This window comes from Bradyrhizobium sp. USDA 4451 (genome assembly GCF_054822585.1).
Genome location: NZ_JBTRCH010000001.1, coordinates 1,748,381 through 1,769,858 on the forward strand (window position 1 = coordinate 1,748,381; position 21,478 = coordinate 1,769,858).

The following is a 21,478-nucleotide window of genomic DNA, read 5'->3' on the forward strand; positions in this document are numbered from 1 at the left end:
TGTGGCCTAGTCCGCCGTCCCCGGATGGGACCCGAAAATCACCCGAAGCCACCCCGAATTCCTGCGATTTCATGACCGCCGAACGCTACAACGCCCGTGAATCCGAGCCCCGCTGGCAAGCCATTTGGGACGAAAAGGCGATCTTCGCCTCCAAGAACGACGATCCGCGGCCGAAATACTACGTGCTCGAGATGTTTCCCTACCCGTCGGGGCGCATCCATATCGGCCATGTCCGCAATTACACGCTGGGCGACGTGCTGGCGCGATTCATGCGCGCCAAGGGCTTCAACGTGCTGCACCCGATGGGCTGGGATGCGTTCGGCCTGCCGGCGGAGAATGCCGCGATCGAGCGCAAGGTGGCGCCGAAGGCCTGGACCTACGACAACATCGCCGCGATGAAGAAGCAGCTCAAGTCGATCGGGCTGTCGCTCGACTGGAGCAGAGAGTTCGCGACCTGCGACCCCAGCTACTACAAGCATCAGCAGAAGATGTTTTTGGACATGCTGGCTGCCGGCCTCGCCGAGCGCGAGAAGCGCAAGCTGAACTGGGACCCGGTCGACATGACCGTACTCGCCAACGAGCAGGTGATCGACGGCCGCGGCTGGCGCTCGGGCGCCGTTGTTGAACAACGGGAAATGAGCCAGTGGGTGTTCAAGATCACCAAGTACTCGCAGGAGCTCCTGGACGCGCTGGATGGTCTCGACCGCTGGCCCGACAAGGTGCGTCTGATGCAGCGCAACTGGATCGGACGCTCCGAGGGCCTGTTGATCCGCTTCGCGCTGGATCCGGCGACCACGCCGGCGGGCGAGAGTGAGCTGAAGATCTTCACCACGCGGCCGGACACGCTGTTCGGCGCCAAGTTCATGGCGATCTCGGCGGATCATCCGTTGGCGCAGGCGGCTGCGGCGAAGAACCCCAAGCTCGCCGAGTTCATCGCCGACATCAAGAAGATCGGCACCGCGCAGTCGATCATCGACACCGCCGAGAAGCAGGGTTTCGACACCGGCATCAAGGCGGTGCATCCGTTCGACCCGAACTGGAAGCTGCCGGTCTATGTCGCCAACTTCGTGCTGATGGAATACGGCACCGGTGCGATCTTCGGCTGCCCGGCCCACGACCAGCGCGACCTCGACTTCGTCAACAAGTACAATCTCGGCAACACGCCGGTGGTCTGCCCCGAAGGCCAGGACCCAAAGACGTTCGTCATTACTGACGTCGCCTATGACGGCGACGGCCGGATGATCAATTCGCGCTTCCTCGACGGCATGACGATCGACGAGGCCAAGGAAGACGTCGCGAAACGCCTGGAAAGCGAAGTCCGCGGCAATGCGCCGGTCGGCGAGCGGCAGGTGAATTTCCGGCTGCGCGACTGGGGCATTTCACGGCAGCGCTATTGGGGCTGCCCGATCCCGGTGATCCACTGCCCGACCTGCGACGTGGTGCCGGTGCCCGACGACCAGCTGCCGGTGACGCTGCCGGAGGATGTCTCGTTCGACAGGCCGGGCAACGCGCTCGATCACCATCCGACCTGGAAGCACGTCAGCTGCCCGAAGTGCGGGGCTAAGGCGGTGCGCGAAACCGACACGATGGACACCTTCGTGGACTCGTCCTGGTACTTCGCGCGCTTCACCGATCCCTGGAACAAGGATGCGCCGACCACGCTTGCGGTCGCCAACCGGATGATGCCGGTCGACCAGTACATCGGCGGCGTCGAGCACGCGATCCTGCATCTGCTGTACAGCCGCTTCTTCACCCGCGCGATGAAGGCGACCGGCCACATCGACATGTCGGAGCCGTTCGCCGGCATGTTCACCCAGGGCATGGTGGTGCACGAGACCTACCAGAAGGCCGATGGCGCCTGGGTCACCCCGGCCGAGGTGAAGATCGAGGTTGATGGTAACGCCCGCCGCGCGGTGCTGCTGGCGACCGGCGAGGACATCGAGATCGGCCCGATCGAGAAGATGTCGAAGTCGAAGAAGAACACCGTCGACCCCGACGACATCATCGCAAGCTACGGCGCCGACGTGGCGCGCTGGTTCATGCTGTCGGACTCGCCGCCGGATCGCGACGTGATCTGGAGCGACGAGCGCGTGCAGGGCGCCGCCCGCTTCGTGCAGCGGCTGTGGCGGCTGGTCAACGAATCGGCCGAGATCGCCAAGCTGGCACCGGCGGCGCGACCGGGCACCTTCGGGCCCGAAGCGCTGGCGCTGCGCAAGGCCGCCCATGGCGCGCTCGACAAGGTGTCGTCCGGAATCGAGCGGCTGCATTTCAACGTGTGTCTCGCCCATATCCGCGAATTCGCCAACGCGCTGGCCGAGGTGCTGGCGAAAGGCGACACGCCGGCGCCGGACGTCGCCTGGGCGGTCAAGGAAGCCGCGGCCATCCTGGTCCAGCTGTTCTCGCCGATGATGCCGCATCTGGCGGAGGAGTGCTGGATGGTTCTGGGCCAGCAAGGGCTGGTTTCCGAGGCCGATTGGCCGCAAATCGAACGCGATTTGTTGGTCGAAGACAGCGTGACCCTGGTCGTTCAGGTCAACGGTAAAAAGCGAGGTGATGTTACCGTGCCACGGACGGCGCAAAATGCGGATATAGAGGCTGCCGTTTTGGCGCTCGATGCGGTAAAAGCCGCACTGGGCGGCAAACCCGTCCGCAAGGTGATCGTGGTGCCCATGAGGATCGTCAATGTTGTCGGCTAGGATTGGGATCGCCGCCCGGCTTGTAGCCGTGGCCGCCTTGGCCGCGCTGACGGCCGGATGCTTCCAGCCGATGTATGCCGAGCGCACCCTCGACGGTCAGTCGTCCGCCCTGCGCGAAAAGCTGCTGGGCGTCGAGGTTCCGCCGGTCGACAAGCCGAACGCCTCGCGCGAGGCCCGGGTCGGCGTCGAGGTTCGCAACGCCCTCGCCTTCAAGCTCTACGGCAATGCCACCGGCGCGCCGCCGACGCACCGGCTGGTGTTGCGCTTCACCACCAGCCGCTCCTCGCTGATGATCGACCCGACCACCGCGCTGCCGACCAGCGAGAACTATGGCATCGACGCCCAGTTCAACCTGGTCGAGATCGCATCAAACAAGTCGGTCATGACCGGCACCACGTTCTCGCGCGTGTCCTATGACATGCCGGGCTCCTACCAGCGCTATGCCCGCGCCCGCGCCTTCCGCGATGCCGAGGACCGCGCCGCGCAGGAGATCGCCGACAACATCCAGACCCGGCTCGCCTCGTTCTTCTCCAGCGGAACCTGAGGCACCGACGTCATTCCGGGGCACGCCAGCGGCGCGAACTATGGTGCGCGATTGCGCACCTGAGAATCTCGATCCATCATCTCCAGATTCCGGGTTCGCCTCTGACGAGGCGCCCCGGAATGACAGCACAAGGCTAGATGGTCGCACTTCGCGGAAAAGAGATCGACACCTTCCTCGCCCGGCCTGATGCCGGCCGACCGATCATCCTGCTTTACGGCCCGGACCTGGGCCTGGTGCGCGAGCGCGCCGACGCGCTGATGGCCTCGGCCGTCGACGATCCCAACGATCCGTTTTCGCTGGTGCGGCTCGACGGCGACGAGCTCGCCGCCGAACCGTCGCGGCTGGTCGACGAAGCGATGACGGTGCCGCTGTTCGGCGGCCGCCGCGCCATCCGCGTCCGCGCCGGCTCGCGCAATTTTTCGAGCGGCGTCGAGACGCTGACCGGGACCACAGCCCTGAAGGATTGCCGCATCGTGATCGAGGCCGGCGAGCTCCGGCCGGAATCGCCGCTGCGCAAGATCTGCGAGCGGGCCAAGAACGCGGTGGCGATCGGCTGCTATCCCGACACCGAACGCGACTTGACCAAGCTGATCGAGGATGAGCTGCGGCTGTCGAACCTGCGGCTCGCGAACGATGCCCGCGCGGTGCTGATGTCGCTGCTCGGCGGCGACCGCATGGCTTCGCGCAACGAGCTGCGCAAGCTCGCGCTGTTCGCGCACGGTAAGGGCGAGATCACGCTCGACGACGTCATGACCGTGGTCTCCGACGCCTCCGAGCTGAAGCTCGATCCGATCGTCGACGGCGCGTTCGCCGGCAATGCCGCGCTGGTCGAGAGCGAGTTCACCAAGGCGATGGTCGCCGGCACCTATCCCGGCGTGATCATCTCGGCCGCACAGCGCCAGGCCGCATGGCTGCACAAATCGGCGCTGGCGATCGCGGACGGCACGCCGGCATCGGCCGTGCTCGAAGGCGGTTTCCCGCGGCTGCATTTCTCGCGCAAGCCGGCGGTCGAGATCGCGCTGCGCAATTTCACGCCGCCGCGGCTGGTGAACATCATCGACCAGCTCGCCACCGCCGCGCTCGACATGCGCAAGCAGGCCCCCCTCGCCGCCGTGATCGCACAGCGTGCGCTGCTGGCCATCGCGGTGAATGCGAAACGGCGGGGGTAGCCGAATTTTCCCGCCTCGTCATTGCGAGGAGCGAACGCGACGAAGCAATCCATTGCACAGCATATTCCGCACCATGGATTGCTTCGCTTCGCTCGCAATGACGGAAAGAGCCCTACGAACTAACCGCCCTCGAGCCGCCGCACCACCTCATCGAGCTGCTCGAGGTTGCGGTAGTTGATCTGGACGGTGCCGCCGGGATCGCGGTGGCTGACGGTGACGGCGAGGCCGAGCGCATCGCTGACGCGCTTCTCCAGCGCCAGCGTGTCGGCGTCCTTGTCGACCTTGGGCGCGCAGCCCGCTCGCGCCTTCTGCGGCTTGCGCTCCGGCACGCCCTCCTCGTGCGCCAGCGCCTCGGCCTGGCGGACGTTGAGACCCTCGGCGACGATTCGCTTCGCGGCCGTCAGCGGATCCGGCACGCCGATCAGCGCGCGGGCGTGGCCGGCGGAGAGATCGCCCTTCGAGATCAGCGCCTGCACCTCGGCCGGCAGCTTGGTCAGCCGCATCATGTTGGCGACGTGGCTGCGGCTCTTGCCGACGATCTTGGCGATGTCTTCCTGGCTGCGCTTGAACTCGTCGGCGAGCGAATGGTAGCCCAGAGCCTCTTCCATCGCGTTGAGGTCTTCGCGCTGCACGTTCTCGATGATCATGATCTCGAGCGCGTCGGAATCAGAGACCTCGACCGGCACGATCGGCACTTCATGCAGGCCGGCCCAGCTGCGAGGCGCGCCAGCGGCGTTCGCCGGCGATGATCTCAAAGCGGTCCTGCGCGCCCTTGATCGCGCGCACCACGATCGGCTGGATAACGCCGCGCGCCTTGATCGAATCGGCGAGCTCGCCGAGCTCGGCATCGGCGAAGCTCCGCCGCGGATTGCGCGGGTTGGGCTTGAGGAATTCGATCGGCACCTTGCGCTGGTTGCGCGGCCGCTCGACATGCGCGGCCGCCTCGCCGCCGACATCTCCGATCAGGCTTGCCAGCCCGCGCCCCAGTCGCGAACGCGCTTCATCGGCCATTGTTGCGAGCTCCCTTGGATTCACGCGCAGTACTCCAGACTTGAATTTCAGAATCGTAGGATGGGTAGAGCGCAGCGAAACCCATCACTCTCGTTGCGTGCCGCGATGGGTATCGCTTCGCTCCACCCATCCTACGCATCGCTGTCAATGCGCGCGCAGCTCGCGCTCACGCTGGATCACTTCGGTGGCGAGCTTGAGATACGCATCGCTGCCGGCGCATTTCAGATCGTAGACCAAGACCGGCTTGCCGTAGGACGGCGCTTCCGAGATGCGCACATTGCGCGGGATCATGGTGTCGTACACCTTGTTGCCCATGAACTGGCGCACGTCGGCAACCACCTGGTTGGAGAGGTTGTTGCGCGAGTCGAACATGGTCAGCACGATGCCGTGGATCGACAGCGTCGGATTGAGCGTCGAACGCACCTGCTCCACGGTCTGCAGCAATTGCGACAGACCTTCGAGCGCAAAGAACTCGCATTGCAGCGGCACCAGGATCGCGTCCGACGCGGCCATCGCATTCACGGTCAGCAGATTGAGCGAGGGCGGGCAGTCGATCAGCACATAGGTGTAGTCCGAGTCGGGCGAGACGTTGTTGTTCAGCCCGGCGATCGCATCGCGCAGCCGGAAGGCGCGGCCCGGCGTGGTGCCGAGCTCGAGCTCGAGACCGGAGAGATCCATGGTGGAGGCAGCGATATGCAGCCGCGGCACCGCGGTCGCGACCACCGCATCGCGCAGTGGCGCTTCGCCGATCAAGACGTCGTAGGTCGAGCAGTTGCGGCTGCGGCGATCGATGCCGAGGCCGGTCGAGGCGTTGCCCTGCGGATCGAGATCGACGATCAGGACGCGCTCGCCGATCGCGGCGAGTGCGGTACCAAGATTAATCGCTGTAGTTGTCTTGCCGACGCCGCCCTTCTGGTTGGCGAGCGACAGGATGCGCGGCTGGCCGGGCGGCTGCGACGTCCTATCTTCTTGATAAACCTCGTCCATCACAGTCATACCAAAATACCGTTTACTCTCGCGGAGTCCCCTTTAGCGCCGCTCGATTGATCCGAGTTCGACGATCCAGCCTTGTCCGCCCGTCCGGCTGGAGTGTAGCTTTGGCTCAATATTCCAATATTTAGTGGCCTCGGTCAATTCGGCCTCTACATCTTGACCCTTCAAAAACAGCGCCTTGGCGCCCTTTTTGACCCACGGCTCCGCAAAGCCGATCAGTTGATGTAACGGAGCCAGCGCCCGCGCGGTGACGCAATCGATCGGGCCGGCGATTCTATCCACAGTATCCCCGATATCAGCCAGATGCACCGTCCCGGGAGATGCCGTGACGCGAATCGCCTCCCGCAAGAATGCGGCCTTCTTGGCGATTCGCTCAACCAGATGGATGGATGCGCCCGGTGTCTCGGCCAGAGCGCAGGCAAGCACGACGCCGGGGAAGCCGCCGCCGCTGCCGAGGTCGACCCAGAACTTTGCCGTCGGCGCGAGACTCAGGATCTGCAGCGAATCGGAGATATGGCGGGTCCAGAGGTTCGGCAGCGTCGAGGGCGCGACGAGATTGGTCTTGGCTTGCCATTCCAGGAGGAGCGCGACGTAGCGATCGAGCCGTGTCTCTGTTTCACGTGGAACAGGAGTTAGCGAGAGCGCCGCCGCCTTGTCCTTAGGGGAGACGGTAAGTTCGGCGGATTGTGGAGCTGGAGCCATTCTCGGAAACGCCGGTCGAGCTCGCCATTGCGAGCGAAGCGAAGCAATCCATCGTGCCACCCGCGGAAGCGATGGATTGCTTCGTCGCTTCCGCTCCTCGCCATGACGAGGCCGCCCGTTTCACGTGAAACGTCAGGCGCTCGCCTTGGCTGATTTTCGCCGCGCCTCGCGCCGCAGATAGGCGGCCAGAATGCCCAGCGCCGCTGGCGTCATGCCATCGATCCGGCCCGCCTGCCCGACCGTCCGCGGCTGCGCTTTCTGCAGCTTGGCGCGCGCCTCATTCGAGAGACCGGGCACGTCGGCATAGTCGACATCGGTCAGGACCAAGCCCTCGTCGCGCCGGAAGGCGTCGACATCAGCGGTCTGGCGCTTCAGATAGACATCGTACTTGGCATCGATCTCGAGATGCACCGCGATTGCGGGGTCAATCGCCGACAGCTCCGGCCAGATCGCCTGGACCATTGGCCACTCGATCTCCGGATAAGCCAGCAATTCAAAGGCGGAGCGGCGATGGCCGTCGCGATTGAGCGTGAGGCCGTGCTTGGCGGCTTCATTCGGCGTGATCGCGAGCGACTTCGCCATGGTCTTGGCCGCGTCCAGTGCCGCCATCTTGGTCCGGTGGTGCTCCGCGCGGGCCGATCCGACGCATCCGAGCGCGATGCCTTTGTCGGTCAGCCGCTGATCGGCATTGTCGGCCCGCAGGGTCAGCCGATACTCGGCGCGCGAGGTGAACATGCGGTAGGGCTCGGTGATCCCGCGGGTCACGAGGTCGTCGATCATCACGCCGAGATAGCCGTCAGCGCGGTCGAACACGATTGGATCGGCATCGCCGGCAACCAGTGCGGCGTTGAGCCCGGCGACGATGCCCTGCCCCGCCGCTTCCTCATAGCCCGTGGTGCCGTTGATCTGACCGGCCAGGAAGAGTCCGCGCAGACGCTTGGTCTGCAAGGTGGGATCCAGCTCCCTGGGATCGACATGGTCATATTCGATCGCATAGCCCGGCCGGACCATCTTCACCCGCTCGAGGCCCGGAATACTGGCCAGGATCGCGAGCTGGACCTCCTCTGGGAGTGAGGTCGAGATACCATTCGGGTAGACCGTGGTGTCGTCGAGCCCTTCCGGCTCGAGGAAGATTTGGTGGCCATCGCGGTCGCCGAAACGGACGATCTTGTCCTCGATCGAGGGACAATAGCGGGGTCCGGAGCTCTTGATCTGGCCAGAATACATCGGCGAGCGATGCACATTGGCCCGGATCACCTCATGGGTCGCCGGCGTGGTCCGGGTGATGCCGCACTGGATCTGCGGGGTCGTGATCCGGTCGGTCATGACCGAAAACGGCTCCGGAGGCTCGTCTCCGGGCTGCATTTCGACCGCGGACCAGTCGATCGTGCTGCCGTCCAGGCGCGGCGGCGTCCCGGTCTTGAGCCGGCCGAGCACAAAGCCCGCCCGCTCGAACGAGTTGGACAGGCCCATGGCCGGTGCCTCATCGACCCGGCCCGCCGGCCAGTTCCTCTCGCCCAGATGGATCAAACCACGAAGGAAGGTGCCGGTCGTGATCACAACCGCACCCGCAGCTAGCTGACGGCCGTCACCCAGACGAATGCCGGTCACGCGCCCATCGACCACGATCAACTCATCCGCCTCGCCCTCAATGACGCGGAGGTTGGCGGTCTCGGTGATGGCGGCCTGCATTGCCGCCGCATAGAGCTTGCGATCGGCCTGGGCCCGCGGGCCACGGACCGCCGGACCCTTGCGGCGGTTGAGCATGCGGAACTGGATGCCGCCGGCATCGGCGACCCGGCCCATCAAACCATCCAGCGCGTCGACTTCGCGGACCAGATGGCCCTTGCCGAGGCCACCGATGGCGGGATTGCAGGACATTGCGCCGATGGTCGCAAAACGATGGGTCACCAGGGCGGTTTTCGCGCCCATCCGGGCGGACGCGCTCGCGGCCTCGCAGCCGGCATGGCCGCCGCCGATGACGATGACGTCGAATGAGTCTGCCCTGAAAGTCATGGCGGGACTTCTATCGTGGAGTGATGAAAGGCGGAAGAACGAAGTAGGGTCTGCCTAAGGGGAGACCGACCATTCAAGACGAATATGGACCGGTTCTTCTCGCTCGCAATGCCGGACTGTGGCTGTTTCACGTGAAACGGGAGAGTTCCTTAAACAGCTCGAAACCATGTTTCACGTGAAACAGCTGCGTGTCGGCTCACTTACCGACGCAGAACTCGCGGAAGATGACGTCCAGGATGTCCTCGACATCGACCCGGCCGAGCAGACGGCCGAGTGACATTGCCGCCCTGCGGAGTTCCTCCGCCGCCAGCTCCTCGCCCTGCCCGACGACCTCGATGCTGTGCCGAAGCGACTCGACCGTCTCCTCAAGCAATCCGCGTTGCCGGGTCCGGCTGATCAAGCCGCCCTCGCTGGTCGCGAAATAGTCGTGCGCAAAGCCGACCAGCGCGGCAATCAGTTCGGAGAGGCCATCGCCGCGGGCCGCCGAGATCCGGAATTCGGGATAATTGCCACCCTCGCCCGCCGGGGTCCTGACCAAGTCGATCTTGTTTCGCACCAGCCAGGTCGGTGTGGTGCCACCATGCCCAATCTTCGCGCCGCCACTGTCGGCGAGCCACAGCACGAGGTCGGCTTCGGCGGCACGAACCCGAGCGCGGCGGACACCTTCCTGCTCCACAGGATCGATGGTCTCGCGGATCCCGGCGGTGTCGATCACCGTGACGGGATAGCCGTCGAGATCGAGCTGCACCTCGATCACGTCGCGGGTCGTGCCGGCATGCGGTGAAACGATCGCGACCTCGCGCTTCGCGAGCTGATTGATCAGGGTCGATTTGCCGACATTCGGCGGACCGGCGATCGCGACCACCAGGCCGTCGCGCAACCGTTCGCTTTGCCCCTGCCCCGCAAGCACCTGCTTGATCTCGTCATGCAACGCCCGGACCTTCTCGAGCGCCGGCGCGATCAGCTCCGCCGGCACATCGCCTTCATCGGAGAAATCGATGCCGGCCTCGATCAGCGCCGACGCCGCAATGATCCGCTCGCGCCAGTCACGCGCGCGATCGCCGAGCAACCCCTTCAGCTGGCGCAGCGCCTGGCGCCGCTGGCGGTCGGTGTCGGCGTGAATCAGATCGTCGAGACCTTCGGCCTCGGTCAGGTCGAGCTTGCCGTTCTCGAATGCCCGCCGGGTGAACTCGCCGGGTTCGGCCAGCCGCACATTCTCGAATGCCGCGATGGCGTCGAACATCGCCGACAGCACCGCACGTCCGCCATGGACATGAAACTCGGCCACGTCTTCGCCGGTGGCGCTCCCCGAGCCGGGGAACCACAACACGACAGCATCGTCGATCGGCTGATGGTTTGAATCATGGAGCAACGCGCGGGCCGCCTTCCGCGGCGTCGGCATCTTGCCCGCCAATCCTTCAATGACCGATGCGGCCATTGGGCCAGACAGCCTGACAATGGCGATCGCACTCGGCGGACGTCCGGAGGACAATGCGAAGATGGTCTGATCGCGCGGATGCATCGCCTATCTTCCAAAGCAAACCGGCAAAGGCAATGCCTTCCACCTCGCACACCTAAGCAAAATGCTGCAGTGCAATATGTCGATAATCAGATACAGCAACCGCGCAGCAATCTTGCTGCAAAAAAGTGTGAATCTGCCTATGACGTAGGATTATAATTCTGAATTATATCAATAAGTTAAACGAAAATTCCACGAGCGCCGCCAGCCTAATTCGTGTTGCACTTTGCTGCAGCAAATCCGCAGCATGAAAAAGGCGCCCCGTTTGTGCGGAGCGCCCTATTCGTTTCGGCCTCGCTATTTGTCCGCGGCCTCAGGTGTTCATGGAATCGAAGAATTCCGAATTGCTCTTCGTGTTCCGGAGCTTGTCGAGCAGGAAGTCGATCGCGTCCATGGTGCCCATCGGATTGAGGATGCGGCGTAGGACATACATCTTCTTCAGCACCTGCGGATCGGTGATCAGCTCCTCCTTGCGGGTGCCGGAGCGGGCGATGTCGATCGCCGGGAAGGTCCGTTTGTCCGAGACCTTGCGGTCGAGGATCAGTTCGGAGTTACCGGTGCCCTTGAACTCTTCGAAGATGACTTCGTCCATGCGGCTGCCGGTATCGACCAGCGCGGTCGCGATGATGGTCAGCGAACCTCCCTCCTCGATGTTACGCGCGGCACCGAAGAAGCGCTTCGGGCGCTGCAACGCGTTGGCGTCGACACCGCCGGTCAGCACCTTGCCGGATGACGGCACGACGGTGTTGTAGGCGCGGCCGAGACGGGTGATCGAATCGAGCAGGATCACGACGTCGCGGCCGTGCTCGACCAGGCGCTTGGCCTTCTCGATCACCATCTCGGCGACCTGGACGTGACGCACGGCGGGTTCGTCGAAGGTCGACGACACGACCTCGCCCTTCACCGAGCGCTGCATGTCCGTGACTTCTTCCGGACGCTCGTCGATCAGCAGCACGATCAGATAGCAGTCGGGATGATTGGCGGTGATCGAGTGCGCGATGTTCTGCATCAGCACCGTCTTGCCGGTGCGCGGCGGCGCCACGATCAGCGCGCGTTGGCCCTTGCCGATCGGCGCGACGATATCGATCACGCGGGCAGACAGGTCTTTCTTGGTGGAATCCTCAAGCTCCATGCGGAAACGCTGATTGGGAAACAGCGGCGTGAGGTTGTCGAAATTGACCTTGTGCTTCGACTTTTCCGGATCTTCGAAATTGAGCGTGTTGACCTTCAGCAGCGCGAAATAGCGTTCGCCCTCCTTCGGGCTGCGAATATGGCCTTCGATCGTATCGCCGGTGCGCAGGCCGAAACGGCGGATCTGCGACGGCGAAACGTAGATGTCGTCGGGGCCCGGCAAATAGTTCGCGTCGGGCGAACGAAGAAAGCCGAAGCCGTCGGACAGCACCTCGACAACGCCTTCACCGATAATGTCGGTCTCGGCGATCGCGAGCTGCTTGAGAATTGCGAACATCAGCTCCTGCTTGCGCATGGTGCTGGCATTCTCGACCCCATTCTCTTCCGCGAACGAGACGAGCTCGGCCGGCGTTTTCGATTTGAGGTCCTGGAGTTTGATTTCCCGCATCGGGGTCGTCCTGTGAGGAAGTAAGTAGGGAAGGGTGCGAGGTGGCTCTGGAAAAAGCGGACGCCATAGGAAGGTCCGCAGGTCTCAGCCAGGAAAGTGCCGTTTGGGCTTTCAAACCTGATGCGGCGCCGGCCCGAAAAGAACCGGAACGCGACCACATCCGCCTGCGTGGGGTGGGATAAAACCTATATAGAAAATCGATCCGTCCTTCGCAAGAAGGAGTGAAGCATGCGTCTTGGGCATCGCAAAGTCTAGAACGGCTTCACGACCACCATGATGACGATCAGGATCATCAAAACTGTCGGCACCTCGTTGATAATACGATAAAATTTCTGGCTTCGCTGATTCCGGTCGGCGGCGAAATCCTTCACGCAGCGAGACAAAAAGCCGTGGATACCCGACATGATCAGCACCAGCGTAAATTTGACGTGAAACCAGCCGGAAAGGTACCAGTGTCCGGCCCAGACCAGATAAAGCCCGGCGAGCCAGGTCACGATCATCGCGGGATTGATGATCGCTTTCAAAAGTCGGCGCTCCATGACCTTGAAGGTCTCGGATTGCTTCGAGCCGGCCTCGGCCTCGCAATGATAGACGAACAGCCGCGGCAGATAGAGCATGCCCGCCATCCAGGAGATGACGGCAATGATGTGCAGCGCCTTGATCCAGTCATACAACATCGCAGCGATGCCTTTCAGGGAACAGCTCGGCAGGGAACAGTCGGACCGCCTCGGCGTCGCGGACAAAGCTCCGCAAGCGAGGGACGGATACATATCCGCACACACGGCTCTCCTAAACCTAATTAATTTTAGAATCTAAGGTTTGAGTCTTAATGGCGGTGAATTTGACTCATGCAATGCGGTCCAGCGGCTTTCGCGGGCTTGTTCACATCCCTCAACATTCCGGCAGGCGAGGGCGGATATCCGGAATCCGCCGCTCGGCTCAATCGGTTGCGCAGCTCTGTGGCCAGCTTATGAAGAGACAAATCCACATCGGTTCACTATCATCCTGGCCATGATGCCGACTTATCCTTTCACGGGGTGCTGTGAAGAAAGGGATGAGATATTCACGGGCCGGGCGGCGGACCCGGATTCTTGTCCTCGACCTCCACAGGGATTCACAGGATAGACAGGGGCTCTGGTGCCGACGACTTCCAACTATTTCCACCTCCATCTGGTGTCCGACTCGACCGGCGAGACGCTGATAACAGTGGCGCGCGCGGTCGCCGCGCAATACGCCAACGTGACCGCGGTCGAGCATGTCTATCCGCTGGTGCGCAGCCAGAAGCAGCTCGACCGGGTGCTCGACGAGATCGAGGAATCGCCCGGCATCGTGCTGTTCACGCTGCTGGAGAAGGACCTGGTCGGCCGGCTCGAGGGCAAGTGCAAGGAAATCAACGTGCCGAGCCTGTCGATCATCGGGCCGGTGATGCAGTTGTTCGAGGCGTATCTGGGCGCCGCGACGACCGGTCGCGTCGGTGCGCAGCACGTGCTGAATGCGGAATATTTCAGCCGGATCGACGCGCTGAACTACACGATGATCCACGACGACGGTCAGCATGTCGAAGGCCTCGAGGAGGCCGATATCGTCCTGGTGGGGGTGTCCCGGACCTCGAAGACGCCGACCTCGATCTATCTTGCCAACCGCGGCATCAGGACTGCGAATGTGCCGCTGGTGCCCGGCATTCCCTTGCCGCACCAGCTCGAGACCTTGAAGAAGCCGCTCGTGGTCAGCCTGCATGCGACGCCGGAACGATTGATCCAGGTCCGGCAGAACCGCCTGCTCACCATGGGCGACCGCGACAACGACACCTACATCGACAAGCAGGCGGTGGCCGACGAGGTCGCGTTTGCCCGGCGCCTCAGCGCGAAGTTCAATTGGGCCCTGCTCGACGTGACGCGTCGCTCGATCGAGGAGACGGCGGCCGCGATCATGAAGCTCTACAACGACCGCCAGCGCGCCCGGCCGTCGGAATAATCGTCGTGTCATGAACATCTGGCGCGGACCACAGAAGCTCATTCTGGCATCGCAAAGCCGGGCGCGAAGGATGCTGCTGGAAAACGCCGGCCTCCATTGCGAGGCGCTGCCGGCGGATATCGACGAGCGCGCGGTGCAGAAGAATTCCGGCCTCTCCGCGCCCGGCGAGATCGCTTCGCTTTTGGCGCGCGAGAAGGCGCTGTTCATATCCAGGCATAAGCCCGCTCAATACGTGGTCGGCGCAGATCAAACGCTAGCGCTTGGCCAGCGGATGTTCAGCAAGCCGGCCGGCCGCGCGCAGGCTGCCGAGCAGCTCGGTCTGCTTGCCGGACAAACCCACGAACTGCATTCCGCCGTCGCGGTCGCGCGTGAGGGGAAAGTCTTATTCAACGACGTCAGCGTGGCTCGCATGACCATGCGGCGGCTCGCCGCCGGCGAAATCGAGGCCTATCTCGACCAGGCCGGGGAAGCGGTGACGACCAGCGTCGGCGCCTACCAGCTCGAGGGCCTCGGCGTGCACCTGTTCGAGCGGATCGAAGGCGACCATTTCACCATCCTCGGCCTGCCGCTATTGTCACTGCTCGCATTCCTGCGCCGCGAGAAGCTGCTCGCGGTGTGAGATGCGAAGGCGAGGCGACGAGATACTGAACCGATGTTGATGGCATGTTGATTGTTGGACTGACCGGCTCGATCGGGATGGGGAAATCCACCACGGCCAAATTGTTCATGGAGGCCGGCGTGCCGGTGTACGATGCCGATGCGGCCGTGCATCAGCTCTACGAGGGTGAAGCCGCACCGGCGATAGAGGCCGCGTTTCCCGGCACCACTACGGGCGGCAAGGTCGATCGCGCCAAGCTGTCGGCGCGCGTGGTGCACGATCCCGCGGCGATGAAGCAGCTTGAGCAGATCGTGCATCCGATGCTCGGCGCATCGCGGCAGAAATTCTTCGCCGACGCGGAAGCCGCAGGCAACCCGATCGTCATTCTCGACATCCCGCTGCTGTTCGAGACCGGCGGCGAGAAGCGTGTCGATGCCGTCGTCGTCGTCACCACCTCGCCGGAACTGCAGCGCGAACGCGTGCTGGCCCGCGGCACCATGGATGCGGCGAAACTCGACGCCATCATCGCCAAGCAGATGCCGGATGCCGAAAAGCGCAAGCGCGCGGATTTCATAGTGGATACCTCGCACGGACTTGATCCGGTGCGGGCGCGCATCCGCGACATTCTGGCCGAGGTTGTTAAGATGCCGAAGCGGCGCGTCTGATTCGCCGTCTTCCGGATGCCCTCACGTCATGCGCGAAATCGTTCTCGATACCGAAACCACTGGCCTCGATCCGCTGCGCGGCGACCGGCTGGTCGAGATCGGCTGCGTCGAGATATTCAACCGCATGCCGACCGGGCTGACCTACCACGTCTACATCAATCCCGAGCGCGACATGCCGTTGGAAGCGTTCAACGTCCATGGGCTGTCGACCGAGTTCCTGGCGTCCAAGCCGCTGTTCACCGAAGTGGTCGATGAGTTCCTGGCCTTCATCGGCGACACGCCGTTGGTGATCCACAACGCCTCGTTCGACATCAGCTTCATCAATGCCGAGCTCGACCGCATCAAGCGGAAGGCGATCCCGAAGGATCGGCTGGTCGATACGCTGCTGCTGGCGCGGCGCAAGCATCCCGGCGTGTCGAATCGGCTCGATGATCTCTGCTCGCGCTATCAGATCGACAATTCCCGACGCACCAAGCACGGCGCCTTGCTCGACGCCGAGCTGCTGGCCGAGGTCTATATCGATCTGATCGGGGCGCGGCAGTCGCAGCTCATCCTGGCGTCCGAAACATCGGATGCGCGCGCCGGCAGCTATGGTGATACGCCGCGCCGGCAGCGCGAGACGGCCCTGGTGGCGCGGGTCAGCGACGCGGATCGCGAAGCCCACCGGGCGTTCGTCGCCACGCTCGGCGACAAGCCGATCTGGAACGACTATTTGCCGCCGCCGGCGCCCGCCGAAGCCCCGGCGGCTTAAATCTTACCCGTCATCCTGAGGAGCCGCGCAGCGGCGTCTCGAAGGATGAATCGGCCCGGTCGGTGGCCGTCGATCCTTCGAGACGCCCGCAAGTGCGGGCTCCTCAGGATGACGGCTCACAGGTCCGGGTGACGCTATCTCGAATTGCGAATCAGCTCGGCTTGACGCCGGAGGCGGCCTGGGCTGCCTGGCGCTCCATGTTCTGGCGGTAGAGGCCGACGAAATCGACCGGATCGAGCAGCAAGGGCGGGAAGCCGCCGTCGCGGACCGAGGTTGCGACGATCTCGCGCGCGAACGGGAACAGCAGTCGCGGGCACTCGATCATGACCAGCGGGTGCAGGTTCTCCTTCGGCACGTTCACGATCCGGAAGACGCCGGCATAGGCGAGGTCGAAGCTGAACATCACCTTGCCCGCGGTCTCGGCCTTGCCCTCGATCGAGAGGATCACCTCGTACTCGTTCTCCGACAGGTTGTTGGCGGAGACGTTGATCTGGATGTTGATCGCCGGCTGTTGCTGCTGCTGGCCGAGCGAGGCCGGCGCATTCGGGTTCTCGAACGACAGGTCCTTGGTGTACTGCGCCAGAACGTTGAGCTGGGGAGCGGCCTGTTCGACGGGCGCGCCGTTGCCATTGGTCATGAAAATGTCTCCTGGAGCGGCGCTCGGGACAGGATGTCCGACGGCACGCGTTAAGGTGTTGGGAATGCCGATTCCGGGCGAGTGGCTATCATAGGCCCGGCTCGGTCCACAAGGACGACGAGTAATCGCGGGGCGGTGCGGCTGCGGCCGAAGCTTTGGCAATCGGCGCGCGAGCGCTACTCCGCCCAACCTCTTAACAGCTTCCTAAATTATTGAAGATGCGCGATTTCCGGGAAGGAACGGGTTTCCCCCCGGGGTTAAAACGCGCTACACTTGCCCGTGCCAAAAAGCGCCATTGGCCGGGCATAGTTTCGTGCCTACATGCTGCGGACTCACTCGGCGATGTAATCTCTGCCGTTCCCGACCGGGAACGCTTTGATGCCCGGCCCGTTGCCGGCAGAGACCAGAAAGCGAATTCGACGTGGATATCTACACCATCATCTTCCTGGCGCTGGCCGTGTTTATCTTCCTGCGCCTGCGCAGCGTTCTCGGGCAGCGCACGGGAAGCGAGCGACCGCCATATGATCGTGCAGCACCCAACGTCCTGCAGCGCGGCCAGGATAACAACGTCGTGCCGATCCCGGGATCGGTGATCGATCAGCCGGCCCCGGCCGCAACAGCCGAGCCGGTCGAGCCCACGGAGCGCTGGAAGGGCATCGCCGAGCCCGGGACACCGCTGGCGCAGGGTCTCGACGCGGTGGCCGCCCAGGACTCCTCGTTCGACCCGCGACATTTCCTCTCAGGCGCCCGCTCGGCCTATGAGATGATCGTGCTGGCTTTCGCCAATGGCGACCGCCGCGCGCTGCGCGACCTGCTGTCGAGCGAGGTCTATGAGAGCTTCGAGGCCGCGATCAAGGATCGCGAGAAGCACGAGCAGAAGACCGAGACCCGGTTTGTCTCGATCGACAAGGCCGAGATCGTCAGCGCGGAGACGCGCGATCGCTCGATCCAGCTCACCGTCCGCTTCGTGTCGCAGATGATCTCGGTCACGCGCGACAAGGCCGGAACCATCGTCGACGGCAGCCCGGACAAGGTCGCCGACATCACCGACATCTGGACATTCGCCCGCGACTCGACTTCCCGCGATCCGAACTGGAAGCTGGTTGGCACTGGAAGCGCTCACTAAACATCTCAGCTACGGGCGCCTCGCGATCGCGTGCTGTGCGCTCGCTGTCCTGTGCTCCACGGCGGCGATCGCCGCGCGCTACAGGACGAGCCGGCACGCTGCGCCACGGCACGAGCAATCCCACCCGATCCCCTATCCCAATCTGGAATTGCCGCTGCAGGTCAGCGGCAGCCAGTATGAGCCGCTGACCTGGCCCAATGTCTCCGGCTGGAACGACGACGATCATCTCGCCGCCTACAACGCGTTTCGTGCGAGCTGCAAGCCGATCGCGGCGCAACAGGGGGTGCCTGCAGACTCAAAGGCGCTGGGAAGCTCGCTGCGGGATCCCTGCCGGATCGCCAAGGGGCTCGTGCTCAGCGACGGCGGCAAGGCGAAGGAATTCTTCGAGCAGAATTTCGTGCCGCTGCGCATCTCGCGGCTCGGCGAGGAGGCCGGTTTCGTCACCGGTTATTACGAGCCGGTGCTCGACGGCTCGCGGACCCAGACCGATGTCTACAATGTTCCGGTCTATCGCCGGCCGTCCAACCTGTTCGTGCGCGGCAAGACGCAAGCCTCGGTCGGCCTGCCCAACAGCGGCCCGGTGTATCGCAAGATCGGCCGGCGCAAGCTCGTCCCCTTTTACGACCGCGCCCAGATCGAGGACGGCGCGATCGCCGGCCGCGGGCTCGAGATCTGCTGGCTGAAGAGCCAGACCGACCTGCTGTTCGCGCAGATCCAGGGCTCGGCGCGGATCAAGTTTGATGACGGCACCACGCTGCGCATCAATTACGATGCGCATAATGGCTATCCCTATACGCCGGTCGGACGCGTCCTGATCGACCGCGGCATCATCCCGAAGGAGCAGATGTCGATGCAGAAGATTAGGGAGTGGATGGAGCAGAACCCCGACGGCGCCAACGAGGTGCGGCGGCAGAACCGCGCCTATGTGTTCTTCCGCGAGGTGCCGCTGTCCGACAAGGACGAGGCCGTCGGCGCGCAGGGCGTGCCGCTGACGCCGGGCCGCTCGATCGCGGTCGACAAGGCGCTGCATGTCTACGGCACGCCGTTCTTCATCGCCGGCGAGCTGCCGATCGAGTCCGAACAGTCGAAGACGCCGTTCCACCGGCTGATGATCGCGCAGGATACCGGATCCGCGATCGTCGGGCCGGCGCGCGCCGATCTCTATTTCGGCGCCGGCGCGGATGCCGGCAAGGTCTCGGGCCGGCTGCGGCACAACATGCAGTTCGTGATGCTGGTGCCGAAGGGGCTTGACCCGGTCGCGCGCGGCCACAAGCTGCCGATCCCCGACGAGCGGCCGTCGGCGAAGATCGCAAAGCTGTTTCCGCAGACCGATCCGCTGAACGACAAGACGGCGGCGAAGCCTGCGGATGTGCCGACATCAGGTATTGCCAAGAGCACGGCAAAAGAAGCCGGCACTAGCGTCGTCGGGAAACCCGCCGCCAAGGATGCCGCGCCCGCGGCGCCTCAAGCGTCGACCCCTGTCGCGCAGGCCGCGCCTGTGGCAGAACCGGTGCCATTGCCGGCCGCCCGGCCCGACATTCCGCAGCAACCGGAGAAGCGGCGCACCCGGCGCTCCCGCCATCACCGCGATCAATGAAACGACCCGCGCCGATTCCCGATCTATCCGCTCCGTCGCGGCGCAAGCGCGCGCTGAGCGAGGAGGAGCGTGCGCTCTGGGAGAGTGTGGCCAAACAGGTCAAGCCGCTGCGCAAGAAGCCGGCCGCTCCGAAGGTCCATGCCGCGACCTCCGACACCGCCGCCTATCACGCGCCAGCAAAGCCCATCCCGGTCAGGCCGGTCATGTCAGTCAAGCCGACGCCGCGTCCACAGGTGCCGCCGCTGGCACCGATCGGCCGCCGCGAGCGGGCAAAGCTGTCGCGCGGCCGGCAGGAGATCGATGCGCGGCTCGATCTGCACGGCATGACGCAGATGCGCGCGCATCGGGTGCTGTTTGCCTTCTTGCAACGCGCGCATTCTGACGGGCTCACCTTCGTGCTCGTCATCACCGGCAAGGGCAAGGCCGGCGGCCTTCAGTCCGAGCGCGGCGTATTGCGCCGCCAGGTGCCGGAATGGCTGAGCCTGCCGGAATTCCGCTCGCTGGTCGTCGGCTTCGAGGAAGCGCATATCGGCCATGGCGGCGAGGGCGCGCTCTACGTGCGCGTCCGGCGCGCACGATGAGTACGATCCGGAAAAGTTTGCAGCGGTTTTCCGATAAAGATCATGCCAAAATTAGAATGGTCGTACGATCCCGACGCGCGGGATCAGCGTGATGATCCAGCCGAGGATTGTCGTCTTGCGATCGTCTGCCGGGACCACCGGCACGTCCTTCGACGCCGGCAGCATCTTCACGGCGTGCAGCATCAGGAACATGCAGACCGACCAGTTCGAGATCCAGCGCGAATAATCGAACACGGTCGCGAACATCACGACATAGCCGGTGTTGATCATGATCAGTGCGGCGAACACGATCCGGCGATGCAGCCCACTCGCGAGCGCCTCGATCAGCCGCGCGAAATAGCGCCACAGCGGCGTGTGCAGCCAGATCAGCAGCGCGAACACCGGCACGCCCAGGATATTCGAGGGCATCCGCGCCCAGGTATCGGCGAACTCCTTCGACAGCGGTTGGTACCAGATGTATCCGAACTGAAGCAGATCGGTGCGTGACGGATCGGCCATCCTGCCTTGCAGATGGCGGAGGAATTCGTCGTAGGGGACCTCGACCGTGCCCGCGAACTGCGCAACCAGGAACAGGATTCCGACGGCCGCGAGCGAGCCGATGCCCAAAATGATGTTTCGCGGCGTCGCGCCTTGCACGAGGTAGAAGCGCAGCACCACGATCGCTGCGATGGTCGGCACATACATCAGGACGAAGATGTGGTGGACCAGGATCAGCACGATCGAGAACAGCGCCGCAATCAGCACGTAGATGACCGTGCGTGCCGGGATCAGCAACAGCACGATCGCCAATGCACAGCCATAAATGTCGAAATGGCCGAGCGTGTGCATGAAGTTCTTCAGGAAGAACGGCGAGCCCGCGATGAAGACGAACAGCGGCCAATGAGTATCGTTAAAGCCGAATGTGCGCTGAAACAGCTTGATGAACAGTCCGAGCGTCAGCAGCCAGATCGCGCCGGCCATCCCGAACACCAGCCACACCGGCACCTTGTCGGTGAACAGCGAAACGATGGCGCCAACCAGCGCGCGCTTGGTGAAGCCGTAGTGATAGTCGACGAGGAGATGGATGTAGGGGACGAAGGGCGGCAGCGCGATCTTGTGCAGGAACACCCCGACCAGCACGGCCGCATTGACGGCCAGCATCAAGCGCCAGGGGTTTTGCCAGATTTGCAGACTCATCGGTCGCCCACTCTCGTCGTTCCGGGCAAGCGAAGCGCGACCCGGGACCCATAACCACCGAAGGAAGTTTTAAGGGGAATGTCGGCCCGAGTCTTGGTCACCGCGGGGATCGGTGGTTATGGTTCCCCGGCCTTCGCCGGGACG

The 21,478-nt window shown here is 63.8% G+C and carries 18 protein-coding genes and 1 pseudogene; 10 read left to right on the forward strand and 9 right to left on the reverse strand.

Annotation, left to right across the window (positions count from 1 at the left end):
* The first annotated feature begins 71 nt into the window (after window positions 1-71).
* From leuS to holA, 3 genes are all read left to right on the forward strand, one after another.
* Window positions 72-2,696 (forward strand): leucine--tRNA ligase, encoded by a 2,625-nt coding sequence (gene leuS / locus ACVMB0_RS08035; RefSeq protein ID WP_456751358.1) that lies wholly within the window; start codon window positions 72-74, stop codon window positions 2,694-2,696.
* Complete coding sequence (gene lptE, locus ACVMB0_RS08040; protein WP_456751357.1) at window positions 2,683-3,240, forward strand: LPS assembly lipoprotein LptE; 558 nt, start codon at window positions 2,683-2,685, stop codon at window positions 3,238-3,240. Before leuS ends, lptE begins: the two co-directional genes overlap by 14 nt.
* Window positions 3,241-3,377: 137 nt before the next feature.
* Complete coding sequence (gene holA / locus ACVMB0_RS08045; protein WP_461345867.1) at window positions 3,378-4,409, forward strand: DNA polymerase III subunit delta; 1,032 nt, start codon at window positions 3,378-3,380, stop codon at window positions 4,407-4,409.
* A gap of 119 nt (window positions 4,410-4,528) precedes the next feature.
* Here holA and ACVMB0_RS08050 read toward each other — a convergent pair.
* From ACVMB0_RS08050 to hemJ, 7 genes and pseudogenes are all read right to left on the reverse strand, one after another.
* A pseudogene (locus ACVMB0_RS08050) lies at window positions 4,529-5,420 on the reverse strand (ParB/RepB/Spo0J family partition protein).
* Window positions 5,421-5,564: 144 nt separating this feature from the next.
* Complete coding sequence (locus ACVMB0_RS08055; protein WP_456751354.1) at window positions 5,565-6,416, reverse strand: ParA family protein; 852 nt, start codon at window positions 6,414-6,416, stop codon at window positions 5,565-5,567.
* 33 nt (window positions 6,417-6,449) lie between these two features.
* The gene (rsmG, locus tag ACVMB0_RS08060; protein WP_461345868.1) at window positions 6,450-7,115 is read right to left on the reverse strand and encodes a 16S rRNA (guanine(527)-N(7))-methyltransferase RsmG; all 666 of its coding nucleotides are present in this window, start codon (window positions 7,113-7,115) and stop codon (window positions 6,450-6,452) included.
* 132 nt (window positions 7,116-7,247) lie between these two features.
* The gene (gene mnmG / locus ACVMB0_RS08065) at window positions 7,248-9,131 is read right to left on the reverse strand and encodes a tRNA uridine-5-carboxymethylaminomethyl(34) synthesis enzyme MnmG (protein WP_461345869.1); all 1,884 of its coding nucleotides are present in this window, start codon (window positions 9,129-9,131) and stop codon (window positions 7,248-7,250) included.
* Window positions 9,132-9,327: 196 nt separating this feature from the next.
* Complete coding sequence (gene mnmE, locus ACVMB0_RS08070) at window positions 9,328-10,653, reverse strand: tRNA uridine-5-carboxymethylaminomethyl(34) synthesis GTPase MnmE (RefSeq protein WP_461345870.1); 1,326 nt, start codon at window positions 10,651-10,653, stop codon at window positions 9,328-9,330.
* A gap of 310 nt (window positions 10,654-10,963) precedes the next feature.
* Window positions 10,964-12,229: a transcription termination factor Rho gene (gene rho / locus ACVMB0_RS08075; protein WP_021078151.1), complete on the reverse strand. Its 1,266-nt coding sequence runs from the start codon at window positions 12,227-12,229 to the stop codon at window positions 10,964-10,966.
* A gap of 251 nt (window positions 12,230-12,480) precedes the next feature.
* Window positions 12,481-12,903 carry a protoporphyrinogen oxidase HemJ gene (gene hemJ / locus ACVMB0_RS08080; RefSeq protein ID WP_456756368.1) on the reverse strand — a complete coding sequence of 141 codons (423 nt, stop codon included), beginning with the start codon at window positions 12,901-12,903 and terminating at the stop codon, window positions 12,481-12,483.
* A gap of 463 nt (window positions 12,904-13,366) precedes the next feature.
* Between hemJ and ACVMB0_RS08085 the strand changes: the two genes are divergently transcribed.
* Genes ACVMB0_RS08085 through dnaQ form a run of 4 tightly spaced genes read left to right on the forward strand, consistent with a single transcriptional unit; the run spans window position 13,367 to window position 16,217 of the window.
* On the forward strand, window positions 13,367-14,203 hold the full coding sequence (locus tag ACVMB0_RS08085) for a pyruvate, water dikinase regulatory protein (protein WP_461345871.1): 837 nt from the start codon (window positions 13,367-13,369) through the stop codon (window positions 14,201-14,203).
* A gap of 10 nt (window positions 14,204-14,213) precedes the next feature.
* Entirely contained in the window at window positions 14,214-14,822 is a 609-nt protein-coding gene (locus ACVMB0_RS08090; RefSeq protein ID WP_461345872.1) for a Maf family protein, read from the forward strand.
* A 44-nt stretch (window positions 14,823-14,866) separates the two neighbouring features.
* A complete protein-coding gene (gene coaE, locus ACVMB0_RS08095; RefSeq protein WP_456751348.1) occupies window positions 14,867-15,466 on the forward strand; it encodes a dephospho-CoA kinase in 600 nt (199 codons plus the stop codon).
* A 28-nt stretch (window positions 15,467-15,494) separates the two neighbouring features.
* A complete protein-coding gene (dnaQ, locus tag ACVMB0_RS08100; RefSeq protein WP_456751347.1) occupies window positions 15,495-16,217 on the forward strand; it encodes a DNA polymerase III subunit epsilon in 723 nt (240 codons plus the stop codon).
* Between the two features lie 151 nt (window positions 16,218-16,368).
* Here the strand turns inward: dnaQ and secB are convergent, their stop codons facing one another.
* Window positions 16,369-16,854 (reverse strand): protein-export chaperone SecB, encoded by a 486-nt coding sequence (gene secB, locus ACVMB0_RS08105; RefSeq protein WP_461345873.1) that lies wholly within the window; start codon window positions 16,852-16,854, stop codon window positions 16,369-16,371.
* A 421-nt stretch (window positions 16,855-17,275) separates the two neighbouring features.
* Here secB and ACVMB0_RS08110 point away from each other — a divergent pair, with 421 nt between their 5' ends.
* The 3 genes from ACVMB0_RS08110 to ACVMB0_RS08120 are packed head-to-tail and all read left to right on the forward strand — an operon-like array spanning window position 17,276 to window position 20,158.
* Window positions 17,276-17,980, forward strand: coding sequence for a Tim44/TimA family putative adaptor protein (locus ACVMB0_RS08110; RefSeq protein WP_456751345.1), 705 nt, complete (start codon window positions 17,276-17,278; stop codon window positions 17,978-17,980).
* On the forward strand, window positions 17,958-19,577 hold the full coding sequence (gene mltA, locus ACVMB0_RS08115) for a murein transglycosylase A (RefSeq protein ID WP_461345874.1): 1,620 nt from the start codon (window positions 17,958-17,960) through the stop codon (window positions 19,575-19,577). Before ACVMB0_RS08110 ends, mltA begins: the two co-directional genes overlap by 23 nt.
* Window positions 19,574-20,158, forward strand: a complete 585-nt coding sequence (locus tag ACVMB0_RS08120; RefSeq protein WP_461345875.1) for a Smr/MutS family protein — start codon at window positions 19,574-19,576, stop codon at window positions 20,156-20,158. Before mltA ends, ACVMB0_RS08120 begins: the two co-directional genes overlap by 4 nt.
* A gap of 51 nt (window positions 20,159-20,209) precedes the next feature.
* On the opposite strand, the gene ACVMB0_RS08125 is transcribed toward ACVMB0_RS08120, so the two are convergent.
* Window positions 20,210-21,334, reverse strand: a complete 1,125-nt coding sequence (locus tag ACVMB0_RS08125; RefSeq protein WP_461345876.1) for a hypothetical protein — start codon at window positions 21,332-21,334, stop codon at window positions 20,210-20,212.
* Window positions 21,335-21,478 lie beyond the last annotated feature (144 nt).